This window comes from Microvirga sp. GN3 (genome assembly GCF_055792825.1).
This window is the reverse complement of sequence record NZ_JBVVAK010000007.1, coordinates 19,290-33,585: the sequence shown is the minus strand read 5'-3', so window position 1 is coordinate 33,585 and position 14,296 is coordinate 19,290. Positions and strand designations below refer to the sequence as shown.

Sequence of the window (14,296 nt, the reverse complement as noted above, 5' to 3'; positions counted from 1 at the left end):
GGCTGTGGCATGGTTCTAGCGACTTAACGTTTCAAGAGGCTCCCGTGCCCACCCTGTTTCGGTTTCTCCTCGTCGTCGCTATTCTCGCAGGCCTTGGCTTCGCCGCCATGTTCGCGCTTGCGACCTTCGTCGATCCCGATCCGCGCGAGATCACGGTGCCGGTTCCCACCAGCCGGACACCATCCTCTTGATGAGCGGCGCACGCCACGCCAGCCTCTTTCTCGACATGCTCGCCGCCGAGCGCGGCGCCTCCAAGAACACGCTCGATGCCTATCGGCGCGATCTCGACGATTACCTTGAATATCTGAAGGAAGCCGGCGGTCAGCCCGACAACGCGACCTCCGTCACCATTCGGGGCTTCATGGCGAGCCTGGAAGAACGTGGCCTGAAAGCCTCTTCGGCCGCCCGCAGGCTCTCTGCCGTGCGCCAGTTCCACAAGTTCCTCTACGTGGAGGGCTATGCCCCCGCCGACCCGACCGCCGCGGTGTCAGCTCCGAAGCGGGGCAGGGCGTTGCCCAAGGTCCTCTCTGTCGCCGAGGTCGACTGCCTGCTGCAGGTGGCCTATGAGGGCGTCCAGCACCCGAAAGCCACGCCCGGCGAGCGCCTGCGCGCCGCTCGCATGGCCTGCCTGCTGGAACTGCTCTACGCGACGGGCCTGCGCGTCTCGGAGCTGGTCGCTCTGCCGCGCAGCGCCGCCAGGACCCGCGACCGGTTCCTTGTGGTGCGCGGCAAGGGCGCCAAGGAACGGCTCGTTCCGCTCACCGATGCCGCCCGGGACGCCGCACGCGCCTATCTCGCCCTGCAGGAGGAGCAGACAAAGGCTGCCGGCCCCTGGCTGTTTCCGGCCGACAGCGAGAGTGGCCATCTCACCCGCCAGTCCTTCGCCCGCGACCTGAAAGTCGTGGCCGGGGCGGCGGGCCTGCGCGCCGACAAGATCAGCCCCCACGTGCTCCGCCACGCCTTCGCCAGTCATCTGCTCCAGAACGGGGCGGACCTGCGCGTGGTGCAGGAGTTGCTTGGCCATTCCGACATCTCGACCACGCAGATCTACACCCACGTGCTGGATGAACGCCTGAAGAGCATGGTGCGCGATCTGCACCCGCTGGCGGAAGGCGGGGAGGGGTAGCACCTCTGCCCGTCATCCCCGGACTTGTTCCGGGGATCCACGTCTTTAGCAACGTTGTGGTCCCGAAGACGTGGATGGCCGGGACAAGCCCGGCCATGATGTGTGTGAGGTTTTTAGCGCCGCTTCAACAAAAACACGCCCTGATCGCCGAGCAGGTTCCACACCCACCAGGGCAGGGTCACGCGCATGGGCTGGCCGCCGGCATTCAGCGCTACGGCCTTTTCCATCTGCGCGCCGACCTCGCGGCAAAGTTCCACGAAATCGCGGATGGTGCAGAAATGGATGTTGGGCGTGTCGTACCAGGAATAGGGCATGTTCTCGGTTACCGGCATCCGGCCGCGAAGGACGAGATCGACGCGCACGCGCCAATGGCCGAAATTCGGGAAGGACACGATGGCCCGGCGGCCGATGCGCAGAAGATGCTCCAGCACCACCTTGGGCTGGCGCGTCGCCTGAATCGTCTGCGAGAGGATCACGTAATCGAAGGCGTCGTCCGGATAATCGGCAAGGTCCGTGTCGGCATCGCCCTGGACCACCGGCAACCCCTTGGCGAGGCAGGCATTCACGCCCTCGCGCGAGATCTCGATGCCGCGCCCGTCGACGCCCTTGCGGTCGCGCAGGATGGCGAGAAGCGAACCGTCGCCGCAGCCGATATCGAGCACGCGCGAGCCCGGCTCGACCATGTCGGCGACCATCAGAAAATCGAGGCGATGGCCGGTTTCAAGATCGGCTGCGGGCAGGGTGGACAGCGTCATGCGATCCCCCGCACCCGCGCGGCTGCGTCAATGAAGCCGCGCGCGGCCGCAAACATCTCCGGCTCTTCGAGCAGGAAGGCATCGTGGCCCTTGTCGCTCTCCACCTCGACGAAACCGACGGAGGCCGCGGCTGCATTGAGCGCGTGGACGATGGCGCGCGAGTCCGATGTCGGGAACAGCCAGTCGGAGGTGAAGGAGATCACGCAGAAGCGCGTGGCCGATCCCTTGAAGGCTTTTGCCAGCGAGCCGCCATGCTCCGCCGCGATGTCGAAATAATCCATCGCGCGGGTAACATAGAGATAGGAATTGGCATCGAACCGCTCGACGAAGGAGATGCCTTGGTAGCGCAGGTAGCTCTCGATCTGGAAATCGGCGTCGAAGGAGAAGGTCGGCGCGCTGCGGTCCTGGAAATTGCGCCCGAACTTCCGGTGCAGGGCCATCTCGGACAGATAGGTGATATGCGCGCCCATCCGCGCGACGGCGAGGCCCTTCGAGGGACGCGTTCCTTCCGTCAGGTAGCGTCCGCCGCGCCATTCCGGATCTGCCATCACCGCCTGACGGCCGACCTCATGGAAAGCGATGTTCTGGGCCGAATGGCGGGCGGCGGCGGCGATGGGCAGGGCGGAAAAGACCCGGGTTGAGTAGCTCGCCGCCCATTGCAGCACCTGCATGCCGCCCATGGAGCCGCCGATGACGCAGAACAGGCTCTCGATGCCGAGCTTGTCGATCAGCGCCGCCTGCGCCCGCACCATGTCGCGGATGGTGACGACCGGGAAATCCAGTGCATAGGGCTGGCCTGTCGCCGGGTTGATCGAGGCCGGGCCCGTGGTGCCCATGCAGCCGCCGATCACGTTGGCGCAGATCACGAAGAAGCGGTTGGTATCGACTGGCTTGCCGGGACCGACCATGGTCAGCCACCAGCCCGGCTTGCCCGTGACCGGGTTGTCGTTCGCCACATGCTGGTCGCCGGTGAGCGCATGGCAGATCAGCACGGTATTGGATTTTTCCGCGTTGAGCGTGCCGTAGGTCTGGTAGGCGATCTGCCAGGGAGCGAGCGCCACCCCTGAATCCATCATCAGGGGCTCGTCCGCGCCAAAGCGCATGACCAGGCTCGACGGATCGTCGACCTGGCTTCGCGGTTCGGAGGACAGGGGCGCAAATGACATCGTTAAGTGGAAATGTTCGTTTCTCCGAACGACGGGTACTGCGGTAAGGCTGTCACGTCAACGAGCATCGCGCTCTGGGAGCTGAGGGGTCCTATGAAGGACCACCCCAACGACCTCACATTTTGCGAAAAGCCTGCCTCCTGGTGAGAGGCGGGCTTCCCATTCTCGATCAGGCTGCGAGCGCCTGCTGGCGCAGGATGTCGTTCAACGAGACTTCTCCCTGGAACCCGCCGGTGCCGACAGGGGCTTCGCCACGTTCGATGGCATGCGCGAACCGCACCGCCGGATCCGCCTCCAGCCGCTCGAACAGCCGCTGCAAGCCTGGGTAGTCGCGCCGGTCGACCACGTCGTGATACTTGGTCCAGCGGGCGATGCCGATGAAATACGCATCCGCCAATGTGCGCCGATCACCCAGCAGCCATTCCTTATCCCTGAGCATGGCTTCCAGGTTGGCGTGCGCTTTCGCGACCTGCGCCGCCCCATAGGCTCTCAGGACATCCCTATCCGGCCCTTCTGCCCCGTGCTCGAGGGCGTACCAGAGTGGACCGAAGGCAGCGAAGAAGCTGGTGTTGAGGAATGCCAGCATCTGATTGAGGCGGTCGAACCCCGCTGTGCCCTGCGCGAAGGATAGGCCCTTGTCGATGCCGCGCGCCCCGAGATGATTGAGGATCGCCATGCTTTCGCTGATCCGCTCGCCCGTGGCGGTCACCAGCGTCGGGGTCTCGCCGACCGGATTGATCGTCCGATAGGCATCGCTCGTCACGATCGCCGGCATTTCGATGCGGCAGAGCCGATATGGTTCCCCGAGCCATTCCAGGGCGACGATCGAGCCGAACGAGCATCCTGATGGGACGCCGTACATGAGGGTCTGGACCATGGTGTGTCTCCTTGTTTGTGACGACACCATCATGCCTGTGTGGACTTTGAGGCTGTAGTCGGTATTTTTGAAACCCAAAGTCCATGATTGTGAACGACGCATATGAGGTTCAACTTCAACGATCTGCATATTTTCGTGCAAGCCGTAGAGAACGGGGGCTTTGCCGCTGCCGCGCGGCAACTGGGCATGCCCAAGTCGACCATCAGCAAGCGCGTCGCCGAACTTGAGGCCGACCTCGGCATTCGCCTGATCCATCGCACCTCGCGCAGTTTCGTGCTGACCGATGTCGGCCGGGATTTCTATGATCATGCCCGCGCGGCCGTCATTGAGGCGGAGGCGGCCGAGAGCGTGGTGCAGCGGCGGCAGGCGGAGCCGCAGGGTCTGGTCCGGATCACCGCTTCCGTGCCGGTGGCACAGTTCCATCTTGCCAATCGCCTGCCGGTTCTCGCGCGCGCCTATCCCAAACTGGATCTGCAACTCCACATCACCGACCGTTTCGTCGATCTGGTTCGCGAGGGCTTCGACATTGCCATCCGGAGCCATTTCGCGCCGCTGCCTGATTCCGACCTCGTGCAGCGGCGGATGACGGAGGAGCGGATCACGCTGGTTGCTTCGCCGGAATACCTGGCCCGCCGGGGCATGCCGGAGCACCCCGATGACATCGTTGGACATGACGGGTTGCTGACAGGACCCGCATCAAAGACATGGCGCCTGAGGCACAAGGACGGCCGAGAGGTTCAGGTCACCCCGGCGTCGCGGCTGGTTGCGGATGAATCCATGGTGCTGTTGAAAGCTGCGGCTGCCGGACTTGGCGTCGCCTGTCTTCCTGAAGCCATGTCGGCGCCATTGATTGGAGCCGGGGAGCTGGCAGCGGTGCTGCCGGACTGGCCTGCCGGCAGCGTGACCTCGACGATCCTGACGCCGCATCGGCGCAGTGAGCTTCCAGCCGTCAGGGCCGTCATCGATTTCCTGGTGGGCGGCTAACGGCGGCCGAGGGCCAGATAGGGCGCAAGCTGTTCCTCTCATGCATGCCTGCCCAAAGCCCTCGTCGCGCAATCCCGGATGACAAGGGGGCCTAAAAACGTCAAAGAAGGGCGCCCGACCCCTAAGGATCCTGCCCATGTCTACTGAGACGTCCGCTCCGTCCCTTGCCGATCTGCGCCAGGAGATCGACCGCATCGACGAGGCGATGCACCGGCTGCTCATGGAGCGCGGCACCATCATCGATCGGCTGATCGCGTCCAAGAAGGCCTCCAAGGCGGGCCTGAGCTCGGCCTTCCGCCCCGGTCGGGAGGCCTCGATGATGAAGGCCCTGGCCGAGCGCCACGAGGGACTGCTCCCGCTCGATACGGTCGAGAGCATCTGGCGGGTGATCATCGGCACCTTCACCTATGTCCAGTCCAACTACTCGGTCCATGCCGACATTTCCGGGGGCGATGCCCCCATGCGCGACTCGGCCCGGTTCCATTTCGGCTTCACGGTGCCCTACATCACGCATCCGAGTGCCGCGGCCGTGATCGAGGCGGTGGCTTCCTCCCGCGGCGATCTCGGCATCTTCCGGCTCGACCAGGGGGCCACGAGCGGCGCGTGGTGGCGGACGCTCGCCGACAAGCGCCGTCCGAAGATCATCGCCCGCCTGCCCTTCATCGAACGGCCCGACCATCCGGCCGGCACCCCGGTCTTCGTCATCTCGAAGCCCCTGACCGATGCGGCCGTGCGCGACGTGGTGCTCTATGCCGCCCAGTTCGAGCGCTGGCACAAGGGCGCCAACGAGGCCCTGACCCAGCTCGGCGGCGAGGTCGTGGCAAGCGCCGCTGATACCAACGGCCTCTCCGAACTCATCGCCGTGCCCGGCACCGTTGAGCCCGCGGCGCTCAAGGCCGCTCTCACCAAGGCGGGAGCCAGCCCCGCCCAGCTCGTCGAGATCGGCAGCCATGCGGAACGTTTCCACGTGAAATGAACATGAAGCTGCGCTAGAGCCTGTCCCAACTAATCGATTGCTAGGAAGTCATGATGTCTGTTCGTCCCCAACCCCGCCCCGGCGTGATGCAGATCGACGCCTATGTGCCCGGCAAGAGCAAGGCCGCAGGGGTTGCCAAGGTCCATAAGCTTTCCTCGAACGAGACACCGCTCGGGCCATCGCCGAAAGCCTTGGAGGCGATCCGGACCTTCGACCATCTCGAGCTTTATCCGGACGGCACAGCAACCAAGCTGCGCGAGGCCATCGCGGGCAAGTACGGTCTCGATCCGAACCGGATCATCTGCGGCGCAGGCTCGGACGAGCTTCTGGCGCTGATCACCCATGCCTATGTAGGTCCGGGCGACGAGGGCATCTTCACCGAGCACGGCTTCCTGGTCTATCGCATTGCCGTCCTGGCCGCCAGCGGCACGCCCGTCGTGGCACCGGAGAAGGATCTGCGCACGGATGTGGACGCGATCCTCAGCTGTGTGACGGACAAGACCAAGATCGTCTTCCTCGCCAATCCCAACAACCCGACTGGCACCTATATCCCGTTCGACGAGGTGAAGCGCCTGCACGCGGCGCTGCCGCCGCATGTGGTGCTGGTGCTCGATGCGGCCTATGCGGAATATGTCCGCCGCAACGATTACGAGTCGGGCCTCGAACTCGTCGCCACGTCCGAGAACGTGGTGATGACGCGCACCTTCTCGAAGATCTACGGTCTTGCCAACCTGCGTCTCGGCTGGATGGTGGCGCCGCCCCATATCGTCGATGCTGTCAACCGCATTCGTGGTCCCTTCAACGTCAACGGGCCGGCGATGGCGGCGGGAATCGCGGCGATCCAGGACGAGGCGCATATCGCGAAGGCCATCGAGCACAACGAGCGCTGGCTCGCCTGGCTTACCCGCGAGATCGAGGCCCTGGGCCTGAAGGTCACGCCGAGCGTCGGCAATTTTTTGATGATCCATTTCCCGCAGGAGTCCGGCAAGACGGCGAAAGATGCGGATGCCTTCCTATCCGGCCGCGGCCTGATCCTGCGCCGGATCGACGCCTATGGTCTGCCGCATGCCCTGCGCCTGACCGTGGGCGGCGAGGAGGCGAACGGTCTCGTGGTGGCGGCATTGCGCGATTTTCTCGGTGGCAAACATGCCTGAGCGTCTCGGTCCCCCGCGTGAAACGCCGCTCTTCGAGCGCGTTGCTCTCATCGGTCTCGGGTTGATCGGCTCGTCGATCGCCCGCGCCACACGACATCTCAATCTCGCCCGCACAATCGTCGCCATCGATGCGAGCGAGTCGGTGGTCGAGCGGGTGCGGGAACTCGGGATCGCCGACGAGGCAACGACTGACGTCGCTGCTGGCGTGAAGGATGCGGATCTCGTGATCCTCTGCGTGCCGGTCGGCGTCTGTGGAAAAGTGGCCGAGGCGATGAAGCCGGGTCTCAAGCCCGGTTGCATCGTGTCCGATGTGGGTTCGGTGAAGGCCTCTGTGATCGCACAGGTGCAGCCGCATCTACCGCAGGGCGTGTCCTTCGTTCCGGCGCATCCCGTGGCGGGCACGGAACATTCGGGGCCTGATGCCGGCTTTGCGACGCTCTTCCACAATCGCTGGTGCATTCTCACCCCGCCCGAGGGAACAGATGAGACGGCCATCGAGCGCGTGCGCGTCTTCTGGGAGGCCATGGGTTCCAATGTGGAAGTAATGAGCGCGCAGCACCACGACCTCGTGCTCGCCATCACCAGCCACGTGCCACATCTGATCGCCTACAACATCGTCGGCACGGCGGCGGATCTGGAGACCGTCACGCAGGGCGAGGTGATCAAGTTCTCCGCCGGCGGCTTCCGCGACTTCACCCGCATTGCGGCTTCCGATCCGACCATGTGGCGCGACGTCTTCCTGCACAACCGCGAGGCCGTGCTGGAGATGCTCGGCCGCCTCAACGAGGATATCGCACTGCTCGCCCGCGCCATCCGCTGGGGCGAGGGCGACAAGCTTTTCGACCTTTTCACCCGCACCCGCGCCATCCGGCGCGGCATCATCTCGTCGGGCCAGGAAACGCCGGAACCGGATTTCGGCCGTCGGCGCGAGGACAAGGCGTAAACGGCCTTCCTCTTCCCTCCCCCTTGCGGGGAGGGCAGGGGTGGGGGTGGTGCGACGGGGCGAGCGATCAATGGATCGGGCGCAGGACAACTTCTCCCTCAAGGAGAGGTGAGGTTGTAGCGGCCTTCACACCTGCTGGAGGAAGTGCAGGGCTTCGACTTTGCGACCCCCACCCTCGATCCCTCCCCGCAAGGGGGAGGGAAGAAACACAATCGCTCTCAATAAAGCGGTTGCAGCCTCACGTTCGGGATCACGAAGGGACCCATCGCAAGGAAGCCGTTTTCAAGGCGCAGCGGCGGCAGAGAGGTCAGCTGCGGCTTCGCATTGGGCTGGCCTTGGGTCGTGCGCGGATTCTGCCCGAGCAGCATGCCCAAAAGGTTGCCGCCGAGCCGCCCGCCCGTCAGAGTGCCGATGATGCCGTCGAGGCCTGCGGCGGCCACGTTGAGCTGGCCCGCGGGCCGGTGCTGCCCGTCGAGGCGCAGCTCACCATTGGCCTCGATCTGGCGGGGCCCCTTGGCTGCGGACAGCATCAGGATGTCGAGCTTGCCGCCGGCATTGCGCCACAGCTCCAGCTCCTCGGCGATGGTGCCGCCCTTGAACCCGTCGGCCTGGGTCACGGTGATGTCCGCATTGAGATTGGTGGTCTCCGCGCCGCCGACCAAGGCATCGAGGATGGGAATGCGGGCTTCCGTCAGGGAGGCGGCCACGTCGCCGGCAAGTTCGGCTCGCCTTGAGGGATTGGGCCGCACATGAAGCTCCAGGTGCTTGCCCGATCCGGCGATCTCACCACCGCCAAGGCCCGTCACCGACACCTTGGGGGCATTGGCGGCCAGCGACAGGCGCTGCAGCCCGGCCTGCGAGGCATTGATGCTCGCCTGCAGGAGATCCCAGCTGCCATCGACCGTCACGGTTCCATCGGTCACCCGCAAGGGACCGGCCACCTCCACGATGATTCGACGGGGCTGATAGACCTGGGCGACTGTCTCGGTGCGTCCGAAGGAGGCGGATACGGCGCCCCGCTTCAGATCGAGGGTGTTGCAGATGATTTCGATGCGGAACGGATAGCCGACGATGGTGCGGTCGCCGCAGGTCCATTGCCGCCCCGCTCTGGCCTCCGCTGCGATCCAGCCATCGAGCGCCCCCGCCGTGCGGTTGCGGATCACGAACCAGGCGATGCTCCAGGCTATGGCGAGGAGGAGCAGCAGAACGAGGGGCGCGTAGAGCCAGAAACGACTGCGGCGAACACTCCCCTCCGGGACGGCCTGATCCATGCGTGATCTCCTGTTGTGCTGATGCGTGGCTACTGCTTAGCGCGTCGTGCGGAAAAGTGGACCCCACTTTTCCGCGACAACGATGCACTCACGAAAAGACAAAGCATCGAATTCAGTCCCAAAAGTGGTTCCCACTGTTGGGTTCGATGCTATAGGCCCGAAGCAGGCAAGGTTCGGGCGCGGGTGAGATGAAGGACCTCACGGAGGATTTATGGGTTTTCGGCTACGGCTCGCTCATGTGGCGGCCGGGCTTTCCCTTCGTTGAACGGGTCCACGCCCATCTTTTCGGCTATCACCGGTCGCTCTGCGTCTTCTCTCATGTCCATCGTGGAACGCCGGAGCACCCGGGTCTGGTCCTGGGTCTCGACCGGGGCGGGCGCTGCCACGGGGTCGCCTTCCGGGTCGCGCCTGAAAACGAGAAGGATACGATCCAGTACTTACGCGAGCGCGAGCAGGTCACCTCGGTCTATCTGGAGCGGCATCTGCCGGTACGGCTTGCCGATGCGCGCCGGATCCGCGCGCTCGCCTATGTGGTCGACCGCAACCATGGGCAATATGCGGGCCGGCTTTCTTATGACGAGGTCTTGAGGCTCGTGCGCCAGGGGCAGGGCATCTCCGGACGCAATCCCGATTATGTGCGTTCTACCTACGAGCATCTCATTGGCATGCACGTGGTCGATCCGCTCCTGCACAAAATCATCGACTCACTTGATCAGGAGGCGTGAGTCTCGTTCTCGCGCAGGTCCTCGAAGATTGCGCGGCGGTCGTCCTCGGTTGCAGCGAGGCGGTGGATGTGGAGTTCGGTGGCGCCCCGTTCCTGAACCTTGGCGAGCCAGCGCATTCGGATCTGCTCACTCGGATCGGAGGCCGCCATCGCGGCATCGACCACGATACCGTTGCCCGACCGGTCCCGCTTCACGGCAAGAATCACGGCATCGGTGACTTCGAGAAGCTCCGTCTCGTTCAACGGATGCACGCCGACGATGTAGCGGCGTCCCGAACGGCCGCGCCAGGAACTCAAGGTGGAAGAGGAGCGAAGCCCTGCGGTCGCCCGTAGCCTTTCCTCGCGCACACCAGACCTCCGCATTCGGTCGTTGCGGAGATCCCGCATGGCCGCATTCCAGGATATGGTTCGTTTGTTCGCCATATGTTCTTATATGTAAGAACGGCCAAGTGAGTCGTCAAGGTCGCTGAAAGCTTGGCTGTGCTTGGGTTTGCGGGTTTTTCCGCTGTGCCCACACCCCTGCGTCATAACCGGCCTTGTGCCCGGTGATCTCAATTGGAAAAGCGCCGCGCCTTTCCGCATTGGGATGGTCGGGACGAGCCCGGCCATGACGTGAAGAGGGTGTCATCCCCGGCGGGCGAAGCGCGGGAAGGGGATCCCCTCACACGCTCAGCACCATGGATTCCCTTCCCCTCCGATGGCTGCGCCATCTCCGGCCGGGAATGACACGGTGCTGCCAATCCTCACACCTTGGACAGCGAGGCCTCTGACGAGGAACCGGCGCCGATGCCGAGTCCCTTCCGGCCCTCGTCTAGCAGCCGGTTGGAGGCCAACTCGATCCGCTCCTGCATCAACTTGAAGAACTCGTCGCGCGGCAGCCCGGGAGCGATGGCATCCTGAACCTCGATGTGGACCGTGCCGGGGCGGCGGATGAACTGGCGGCGGGGCCAGTACAGGCCCGAATTCATGGCGACCGGAATGCAAGGGAAGCCAAGATTCTGGTAGAGATGCGCCACGCCGTATTTATAGGCCGGGGGAGCGCCCGGTGGGCGGCGGGTGCCTTCGGGAAAGATGATGATCTGGCGGCCGTGCTGGGCTTCGTCCTTGGCCCGCGCCGTCATCTGCACCAGCGCCAGCGAACCTGCCTTGCGGTTGATCGGAACGCAGCGCGCCTTCGCCAGATACCAGCCGAAGAACGGGATCCACATCAGCTCGCGTTTGAGGATGTAGGTCGGGTCGTCGAGGATCGTTATCAGGGCGAAGGTTTCCAGGAACGACTGATGCTTGGCGGCCACCAGGGCCCCGCCAGACGGGATCTTCTCCTTGCCGGTAATGACGACCTTCGTCCCTGCGATTACGCGGAGAAGCCAGAGTGACGTGCGCCCCCACATCTTGACCAGTTCCATGAACATGCGGCGCGGCAGCAGGAAGCCTGGGATCAGGATGATCAGCCACAGGATCAGGTTGGCGTAGAAGGCAATGTTGAACAGCAGGGAGCGGACGATCAGCATGATTTCTTGAAAACGAAAAGCGGAGCATGAGGCTCCGTGGGCGGCGCACCTTAATGAGTTTTCTGAGAGTTCACTAGCGCCACATCGGCTCGGCGACGACCTGGGCCTTGATGGGCGCTCCGCCGCTGATGATGTTCGCCACCGAGGACCTTTCCGGATCGGCCTCGAAGCGGGTCCGGACCCAGACGGCCAGGAATTTCAGGTATTCGGTGAAGATCACCCGGGCGACGGCTGGATTGTGCCACCATTCGTGCGGGTCGATGGTGGCCGCGACCGGATAGGGGATCTTCTGGAGGTTCGGCAGGGCGTGGTCGAGCTCCACCAGGGTACGCGGCATATGATAGTTCGACGTCACCACGATGATGGTATCGAAACCATTCTTGTCGGCCCAGCGCCTTGTCTCGATGGCGTTGCCGATGGTGTTGCGGGCCCGGTAATCGAGGTCCACGCAGCAATCGAACAGCCGCCGCTGGCCGGGATTGAGGCGGGCGATCTGGTCGCGGCTGGTGTTCTCGTTGACGCCGGAGATCAGGAGCCTCTTGGCATAGCCCTTGGCGAGAAGGTCGATGGCGTCACCGATCCGCTGCGCCCCGCCCGTCATGGCGACGATCCCGTCGGCGCGCGTCTCGGGCGGCTGCTCGAAGCGGTCGAGGTGATAGACGAAACCGAGAAAACCGAGGAACCCGACGATCAGGGCCGCGATGCAGCTCCAGAATCCGAAGGCGAGCAGGCGGCTTAAGATGGATCGCCCAACTGGGTGCCTAGTCGATGCGGGCATCGTCCAGCCCCAGCCTACGGCCTCGGTGGGATCCATGGCGCCCGGCGCACTCCAACTCTGCGTTCGCGAGATCATCCTGGACGACCATAATGGAGAATGCGGCAATGGAGAGGCGGCCTCCTAGAGCATCGGATCCAAAAGTGAGGTCACTTTTGGGGTCGTTTCGATGCTCATTTTTTAACTGGCGCATCATTGTCCGCGGAAAACCGGATCCCCTTTTCCGCATGATGCGCTCGGTTCGGGTTAACTGTCACCATCAACCATTTTCGTTAAGAAAGCGTCTCACGGTCAAGCGTGAGACGATGCCGGTGATGAGCGCGACGAGGAGCGCGATCAGGACCACCACCGCATAGCCGCGCCAGCTGATGGTAAAGGCACCGAACAGCGCCTCAAGCTGGTCACCGGTGGGGCTGGCCCGCCAGGAACTGGCGACGAAGCCCAAGATCAGGGTGAGAATGAGGGCGGCGGCGGCTCCGATGGCACTGCCGCGCAACCCTAAGCGGAAGAAGCGGCGCTGGAATTCCTTGGCGATGAAATCGTCGTTCGCCCCGACGAAATGGAGCACTTCCACGACTTCCCGGTTGCCGGCCATGGCGCCTCTCGTGGCGAAGATCACGGCAAGGCCCGCAGCGACGAGCACCAATGCTACCAGGAACACGCCGACGCCGATGATGGTGTTGGCCATGGTCGAGAGCCGCGAGACCCAGAGGGCATGATCGTCGAGGGTTGCCCCCGGCACGTCGCGCTGCAGGGATTGTCTCAAGGTGCTGAAATCGGGCTTCGCGTCTTGCCCGATCTTGATCACGATCAGGCGCGGCACCGGCAAATCCTTGAAATCGAGGCCGGTGCCGAGCCAGGGCTCGAGCAGGCGCTCGGATTCCTCCTTGGAGAAGGCCTGGGCCTGCTCAACGCCCGGTGTCTGCCGGGCCAGCGCCACGGCACGGTCCACGTCCTGATCGATCGGGCGTTGGGCATTGGGGCGGATCTGGATGGTGACTTCCCGGGCGATCTCGGAACGCCATTGGGCGGAGGAGGCGGAAACGAGTTCCGCTCCTCCGGCGCAGAGCGCGGCGAGGAAGGTCAGGATGGCGATGACGGCGGCCAGCGCCTGTCCGCCTGCCGAATCCACCGGCACGAGCGGCGCGTTGCGGCTCAACGAGGCCGGCAGGGAGCGTTTTTGCCCGTCCGGAGCGGCGGCCTTTCTGAGGCGGGGTTTGGGAGACGCACCCATCCGGCTCACTCGTCGATATGCAGCCGGCCGTCGCCGAGCACGAGGCGGCGCACGTCGAGCTGATCCATGAGGCTGAAATCGTGGGTTGCGATGACCACCGAGGTTCCGAGCCGATTGAGTTCGATGAAGAGGCGCAGGAGACGGCGGGCGAGCGACGGGTCCACGTTGCCAGTGGGCTCGTCCGCGAGCAGCAGGTCGGGGCGCACGATCAGCGCGCGGGCAATCGCCGCGCGCTGCTTTTCGCCGCCGGAGAGCACGGGCGGCAGCATATGCATGCGGTCGCCAAGGCCGACCCAGCGCAGAAGCTCGACCACTTCGGCCCGATAGCTCGACTCCTCCTTGCCCTGGACGCGCAAGGGCAGGGCCACGTTCTCATAAGTTGTCAGGTGGTCGAGCAGGCGGAAATCCTGGAAGACCACCCCCATGCGACGGCGGACCCCGGTGAGCTCCTCCTTGGAAATCCGCGACACGTCCTCGCCGAAGAGCGAGATCAGGCCGCGGGTCGGCTTCACTGAAAGCAGGATGAGGCGGAGCAGTGTCGTCTTGCCGGCACCGGACGGGCCGGTGAGGAACTGGAAGGAATTGGGCTCGATGGAAAACGTCAGGTCACGCAGGACCTCGGGCCCCATGCCATAGCGCACGCCCACATTCTCGAAGTGCACGGCCGGAGCCGCGCCCTCATCATAGTCCTCGTCGTAAAGCGCCCTCACGCGTGCTCAAGCCATCCTTGGAGGTTGTCGGTTCTTGTGGCGGACAGGACCGCGATTCGCCTTCTTATCGCCCCTGTATGGTTAGCAAGC

Annotated in this window: 16 protein-coding genes; 7 read left to right on the top strand and 9 right to left on the bottom strand. The window is 64.3% G+C overall.

Features of this window, described 5'->3' with window-relative positions:
• The first annotated feature begins 44 nt into the window (after window positions 1-44).
• Complete coding sequence (locus ACS5Q1_RS05610; protein ID WP_473097257.1) at window positions 45-191, top strand: histidine kinase; 147 nt, start codon at window positions 45-47, stop codon at window positions 189-191.
• Window positions 191-1,126: a site-specific tyrosine recombinase XerD gene (gene xerD / locus ACS5Q1_RS05605; RefSeq protein WP_473097256.1), complete on the top strand. Its 936-nt coding sequence runs from the start codon at window positions 191-193 to the stop codon at window positions 1,124-1,126. Before ACS5Q1_RS05610 ends, xerD begins: the two co-directional genes overlap by 1 nt.
• Window positions 1,127-1,239: 113 nt before the next feature.
• Here xerD and metW read toward each other — a convergent pair whose 3' ends face one another.
• The 3 genes from metW to ACS5Q1_RS05590 all read right to left on the bottom strand — a co-directional run bounded on the left by metW (window position 1,240) and on the right by ACS5Q1_RS05590 (window position 3,924).
• Entirely contained in the window at window positions 1,240-1,881 is a 642-nt protein-coding gene (gene metW, locus ACS5Q1_RS05600) for a methionine biosynthesis protein MetW (RefSeq protein ID WP_473097255.1), read from the bottom strand.
• Window positions 1,878-3,047 carry a homoserine O-acetyltransferase MetX gene (gene metX, locus ACS5Q1_RS05595; RefSeq protein ID WP_473097254.1) on the bottom strand — a complete coding sequence of 390 codons (1,170 nt, stop codon included), beginning with the start codon at window positions 3,045-3,047 and terminating at the stop codon, window positions 1,878-1,880. The genes metW and metX overlap by 4 nt, the downstream gene beginning before the upstream one ends.
• A gap of 169 nt (window positions 3,048-3,216) precedes the next feature.
• On the bottom strand, window positions 3,217-3,924 hold the full coding sequence (locus ACS5Q1_RS05590; RefSeq protein WP_473097253.1) for a glutathione S-transferase family protein: 708 nt from the start codon (window positions 3,922-3,924) through the stop codon (window positions 3,217-3,219).
• Between the two features lie 102 nt (window positions 3,925-4,026).
• Between ACS5Q1_RS05590 and ACS5Q1_RS05585 the strand changes: the two genes are divergently transcribed.
• From ACS5Q1_RS05585 to ACS5Q1_RS05570, 4 genes are all read left to right on the top strand, one after another.
• The gene (locus tag ACS5Q1_RS05585) at window positions 4,027-4,908 is read left to right on the top strand and encodes a LysR family transcriptional regulator (RefSeq protein ID WP_473097252.1); all 882 of its coding nucleotides are present in this window, start codon (window positions 4,027-4,029) and stop codon (window positions 4,906-4,908) included.
• 136 nt (window positions 4,909-5,044) lie between these two features.
• Complete coding sequence (locus tag ACS5Q1_RS05580) at window positions 5,045-5,884, top strand: chorismate mutase (RefSeq protein ID WP_473097251.1); 840 nt, start codon at window positions 5,045-5,047, stop codon at window positions 5,882-5,884.
• A 53-nt stretch (window positions 5,885-5,937) separates the two neighbouring features.
• Window positions 5,938-7,038 carry a histidinol-phosphate transaminase gene (gene hisC, locus ACS5Q1_RS05575; protein WP_473097331.1) on the top strand — a complete coding sequence of 367 codons (1,101 nt, stop codon included), beginning with the start codon at window positions 5,938-5,940 and terminating at the stop codon, window positions 7,036-7,038.
• The gene (locus tag ACS5Q1_RS05570; RefSeq protein ID WP_473097250.1) at window positions 7,031-7,981 is read left to right on the top strand and encodes a prephenate/arogenate dehydrogenase family protein; all 951 of its coding nucleotides are present in this window, start codon (window positions 7,031-7,033) and stop codon (window positions 7,979-7,981) included. Before hisC ends, ACS5Q1_RS05570 begins: the two co-directional genes overlap by 8 nt.
• Window positions 7,982-8,199: 218 nt before the next feature.
• Here ACS5Q1_RS05570 and ACS5Q1_RS05565 read toward each other — a convergent pair whose 3' ends face one another.
• Entirely contained in the window at window positions 8,200-9,252 is a 1,053-nt protein-coding gene (locus ACS5Q1_RS05565; RefSeq protein WP_473097249.1) for a DUF2125 domain-containing protein, read from the bottom strand.
• Window positions 9,253-9,440: 188 nt separating this feature from the next.
• Here ACS5Q1_RS05565 and ACS5Q1_RS05560 point away from each other — a divergent pair, with 188 nt between their 5' ends.
• On the top strand, window positions 9,441-9,977 hold the full coding sequence (locus ACS5Q1_RS05560) for a gamma-glutamylcyclotransferase (protein ID WP_203442144.1): 537 nt from the start codon (window positions 9,441-9,443) through the stop codon (window positions 9,975-9,977).
• Here the strand turns inward: ACS5Q1_RS05560 and ACS5Q1_RS05555 are convergent.
• From ACS5Q1_RS05555 to ACS5Q1_RS05535, 5 genes are all read right to left on the bottom strand, one after another.
• Window positions 9,965-10,363, bottom strand: coding sequence for a hypothetical protein (locus ACS5Q1_RS05555; RefSeq protein WP_473097248.1), 399 nt, complete (start codon window positions 10,361-10,363; stop codon window positions 9,965-9,967). The genes ACS5Q1_RS05560 and ACS5Q1_RS05555 overlap by 13 nt on opposite strands.
• A gap of 356 nt (window positions 10,364-10,719) precedes the next feature.
• Window positions 10,720-11,487, bottom strand: a complete 768-nt coding sequence (locus ACS5Q1_RS05550; protein ID WP_473097247.1) for a lysophospholipid acyltransferase family protein — start codon at window positions 11,485-11,487, stop codon at window positions 10,720-10,722.
• A gap of 73 nt (window positions 11,488-11,560) precedes the next feature.
• The gene (locus ACS5Q1_RS05545; RefSeq protein WP_473097246.1) at window positions 11,561-12,301 is read right to left on the bottom strand and encodes a YdcF family protein; all 741 of its coding nucleotides are present in this window, start codon (window positions 12,299-12,301) and stop codon (window positions 11,561-11,563) included.
• A 220-nt stretch (window positions 12,302-12,521) separates the two neighbouring features.
• Window positions 12,522-13,496 (bottom strand): cell division protein FtsX, encoded by a 975-nt coding sequence (locus tag ACS5Q1_RS05540; RefSeq protein ID WP_473097245.1) that lies wholly within the window; start codon window positions 13,494-13,496, stop codon window positions 12,522-12,524.
• Window positions 13,497-13,501: 5 nt separating this feature from the next.
• Window positions 13,502-14,125 (bottom strand): cell division ATP-binding protein FtsE, encoded by a 624-nt coding sequence (locus tag ACS5Q1_RS05535; RefSeq protein ID WP_473097330.1) that lies wholly within the window; start codon window positions 14,123-14,125, stop codon window positions 13,502-13,504.
• Between the last annotated feature and the right edge of the window lie 171 nt (window positions 14,126-14,296).

Coding starts and splice junctions, on each gene's coding strand:
- ACS5Q1_RS05555 (WP_473097248.1), bottom strand. CDS start 10,363: ATGCGGGATCTCCGCAACGACCGAATGCGGAGGTCTGGTGTGCGCGAG.
- ACS5Q1_RS05550 (WP_473097247.1), bottom strand. CDS start 11,487: ATGCTGATCGTCCGCTCCCTGCTGTTCAACATTGCCTTCTACGCCAAC.
- ACS5Q1_RS05570 (WP_473097250.1), top strand. CDS start 7,031: ATGCCTGAGCGTCTCGGTCCCCCGCGTGAAACGCCGCTCTTCGAGCGC.
- ACS5Q1_RS05560 (WP_203442144.1), top strand. CDS start 9,441: ATGAAGGACCTCACGGAGGATTTATGGGTTTTCGGCTACGGCTCGCTC.
- metW (WP_473097255.1), bottom strand. CDS start 1,881: ATGACGCTGTCCACCCTGCCCGCAGCCGATCTTGAAACCGGCCATCGC.
- metX (WP_473097254.1), bottom strand. CDS start 3,047: ATGTCATTTGCGCCCCTGTCCTCCGAACCGCGAAGCCAGGTCGACGAT.
- ACS5Q1_RS05590 (WP_473097253.1), bottom strand. CDS start 3,924: ATGGTCCAGACCCTCATGTACGGCGTCCCATCAGGATGCTCGTTCGGC.
- ACS5Q1_RS05545 (WP_473097246.1), bottom strand. CDS start 12,301: ATGGATCCCACCGAGGCCGTAGGCTGGGGCTGGACGATGCCCGCATCG.
- ACS5Q1_RS05565 (WP_473097249.1), bottom strand. CDS start 9,252: ATGGATCAGGCCGTCCCGGAGGGGAGTGTTCGCCGCAGTCGTTTCTGG.
- ACS5Q1_RS05540 (WP_473097245.1), bottom strand. CDS start 13,496: ATGGGTGCGTCTCCCAAACCCCGCCTCAGAAAGGCCGCCGCTCCGGAC.
- hisC (WP_473097331.1), top strand. CDS start 5,938: ATGTCTGTTCGTCCCCAACCCCGCCCCGGCGTGATGCAGATCGACGCC.
- ACS5Q1_RS05585 (WP_473097252.1), top strand. CDS start 4,027: ATGAGGTTCAACTTCAACGATCTGCATATTTTCGTGCAAGCCGTAGAG.
- xerD (WP_473097256.1), top strand. CDS start 191: ATGAGCGGCGCACGCCACGCCAGCCTCTTTCTCGACATGCTCGCCGCC.
- ACS5Q1_RS05580 (WP_473097251.1), top strand. CDS start 5,045: ATGTCTACTGAGACGTCCGCTCCGTCCCTTGCCGATCTGCGCCAGGAG.
- ACS5Q1_RS05535 (WP_473097330.1), bottom strand. CDS start 14,125: ATGGGGCCCGAGGTCCTGCGTGACCTGACGTTTTCCATCGAGCCCAAT.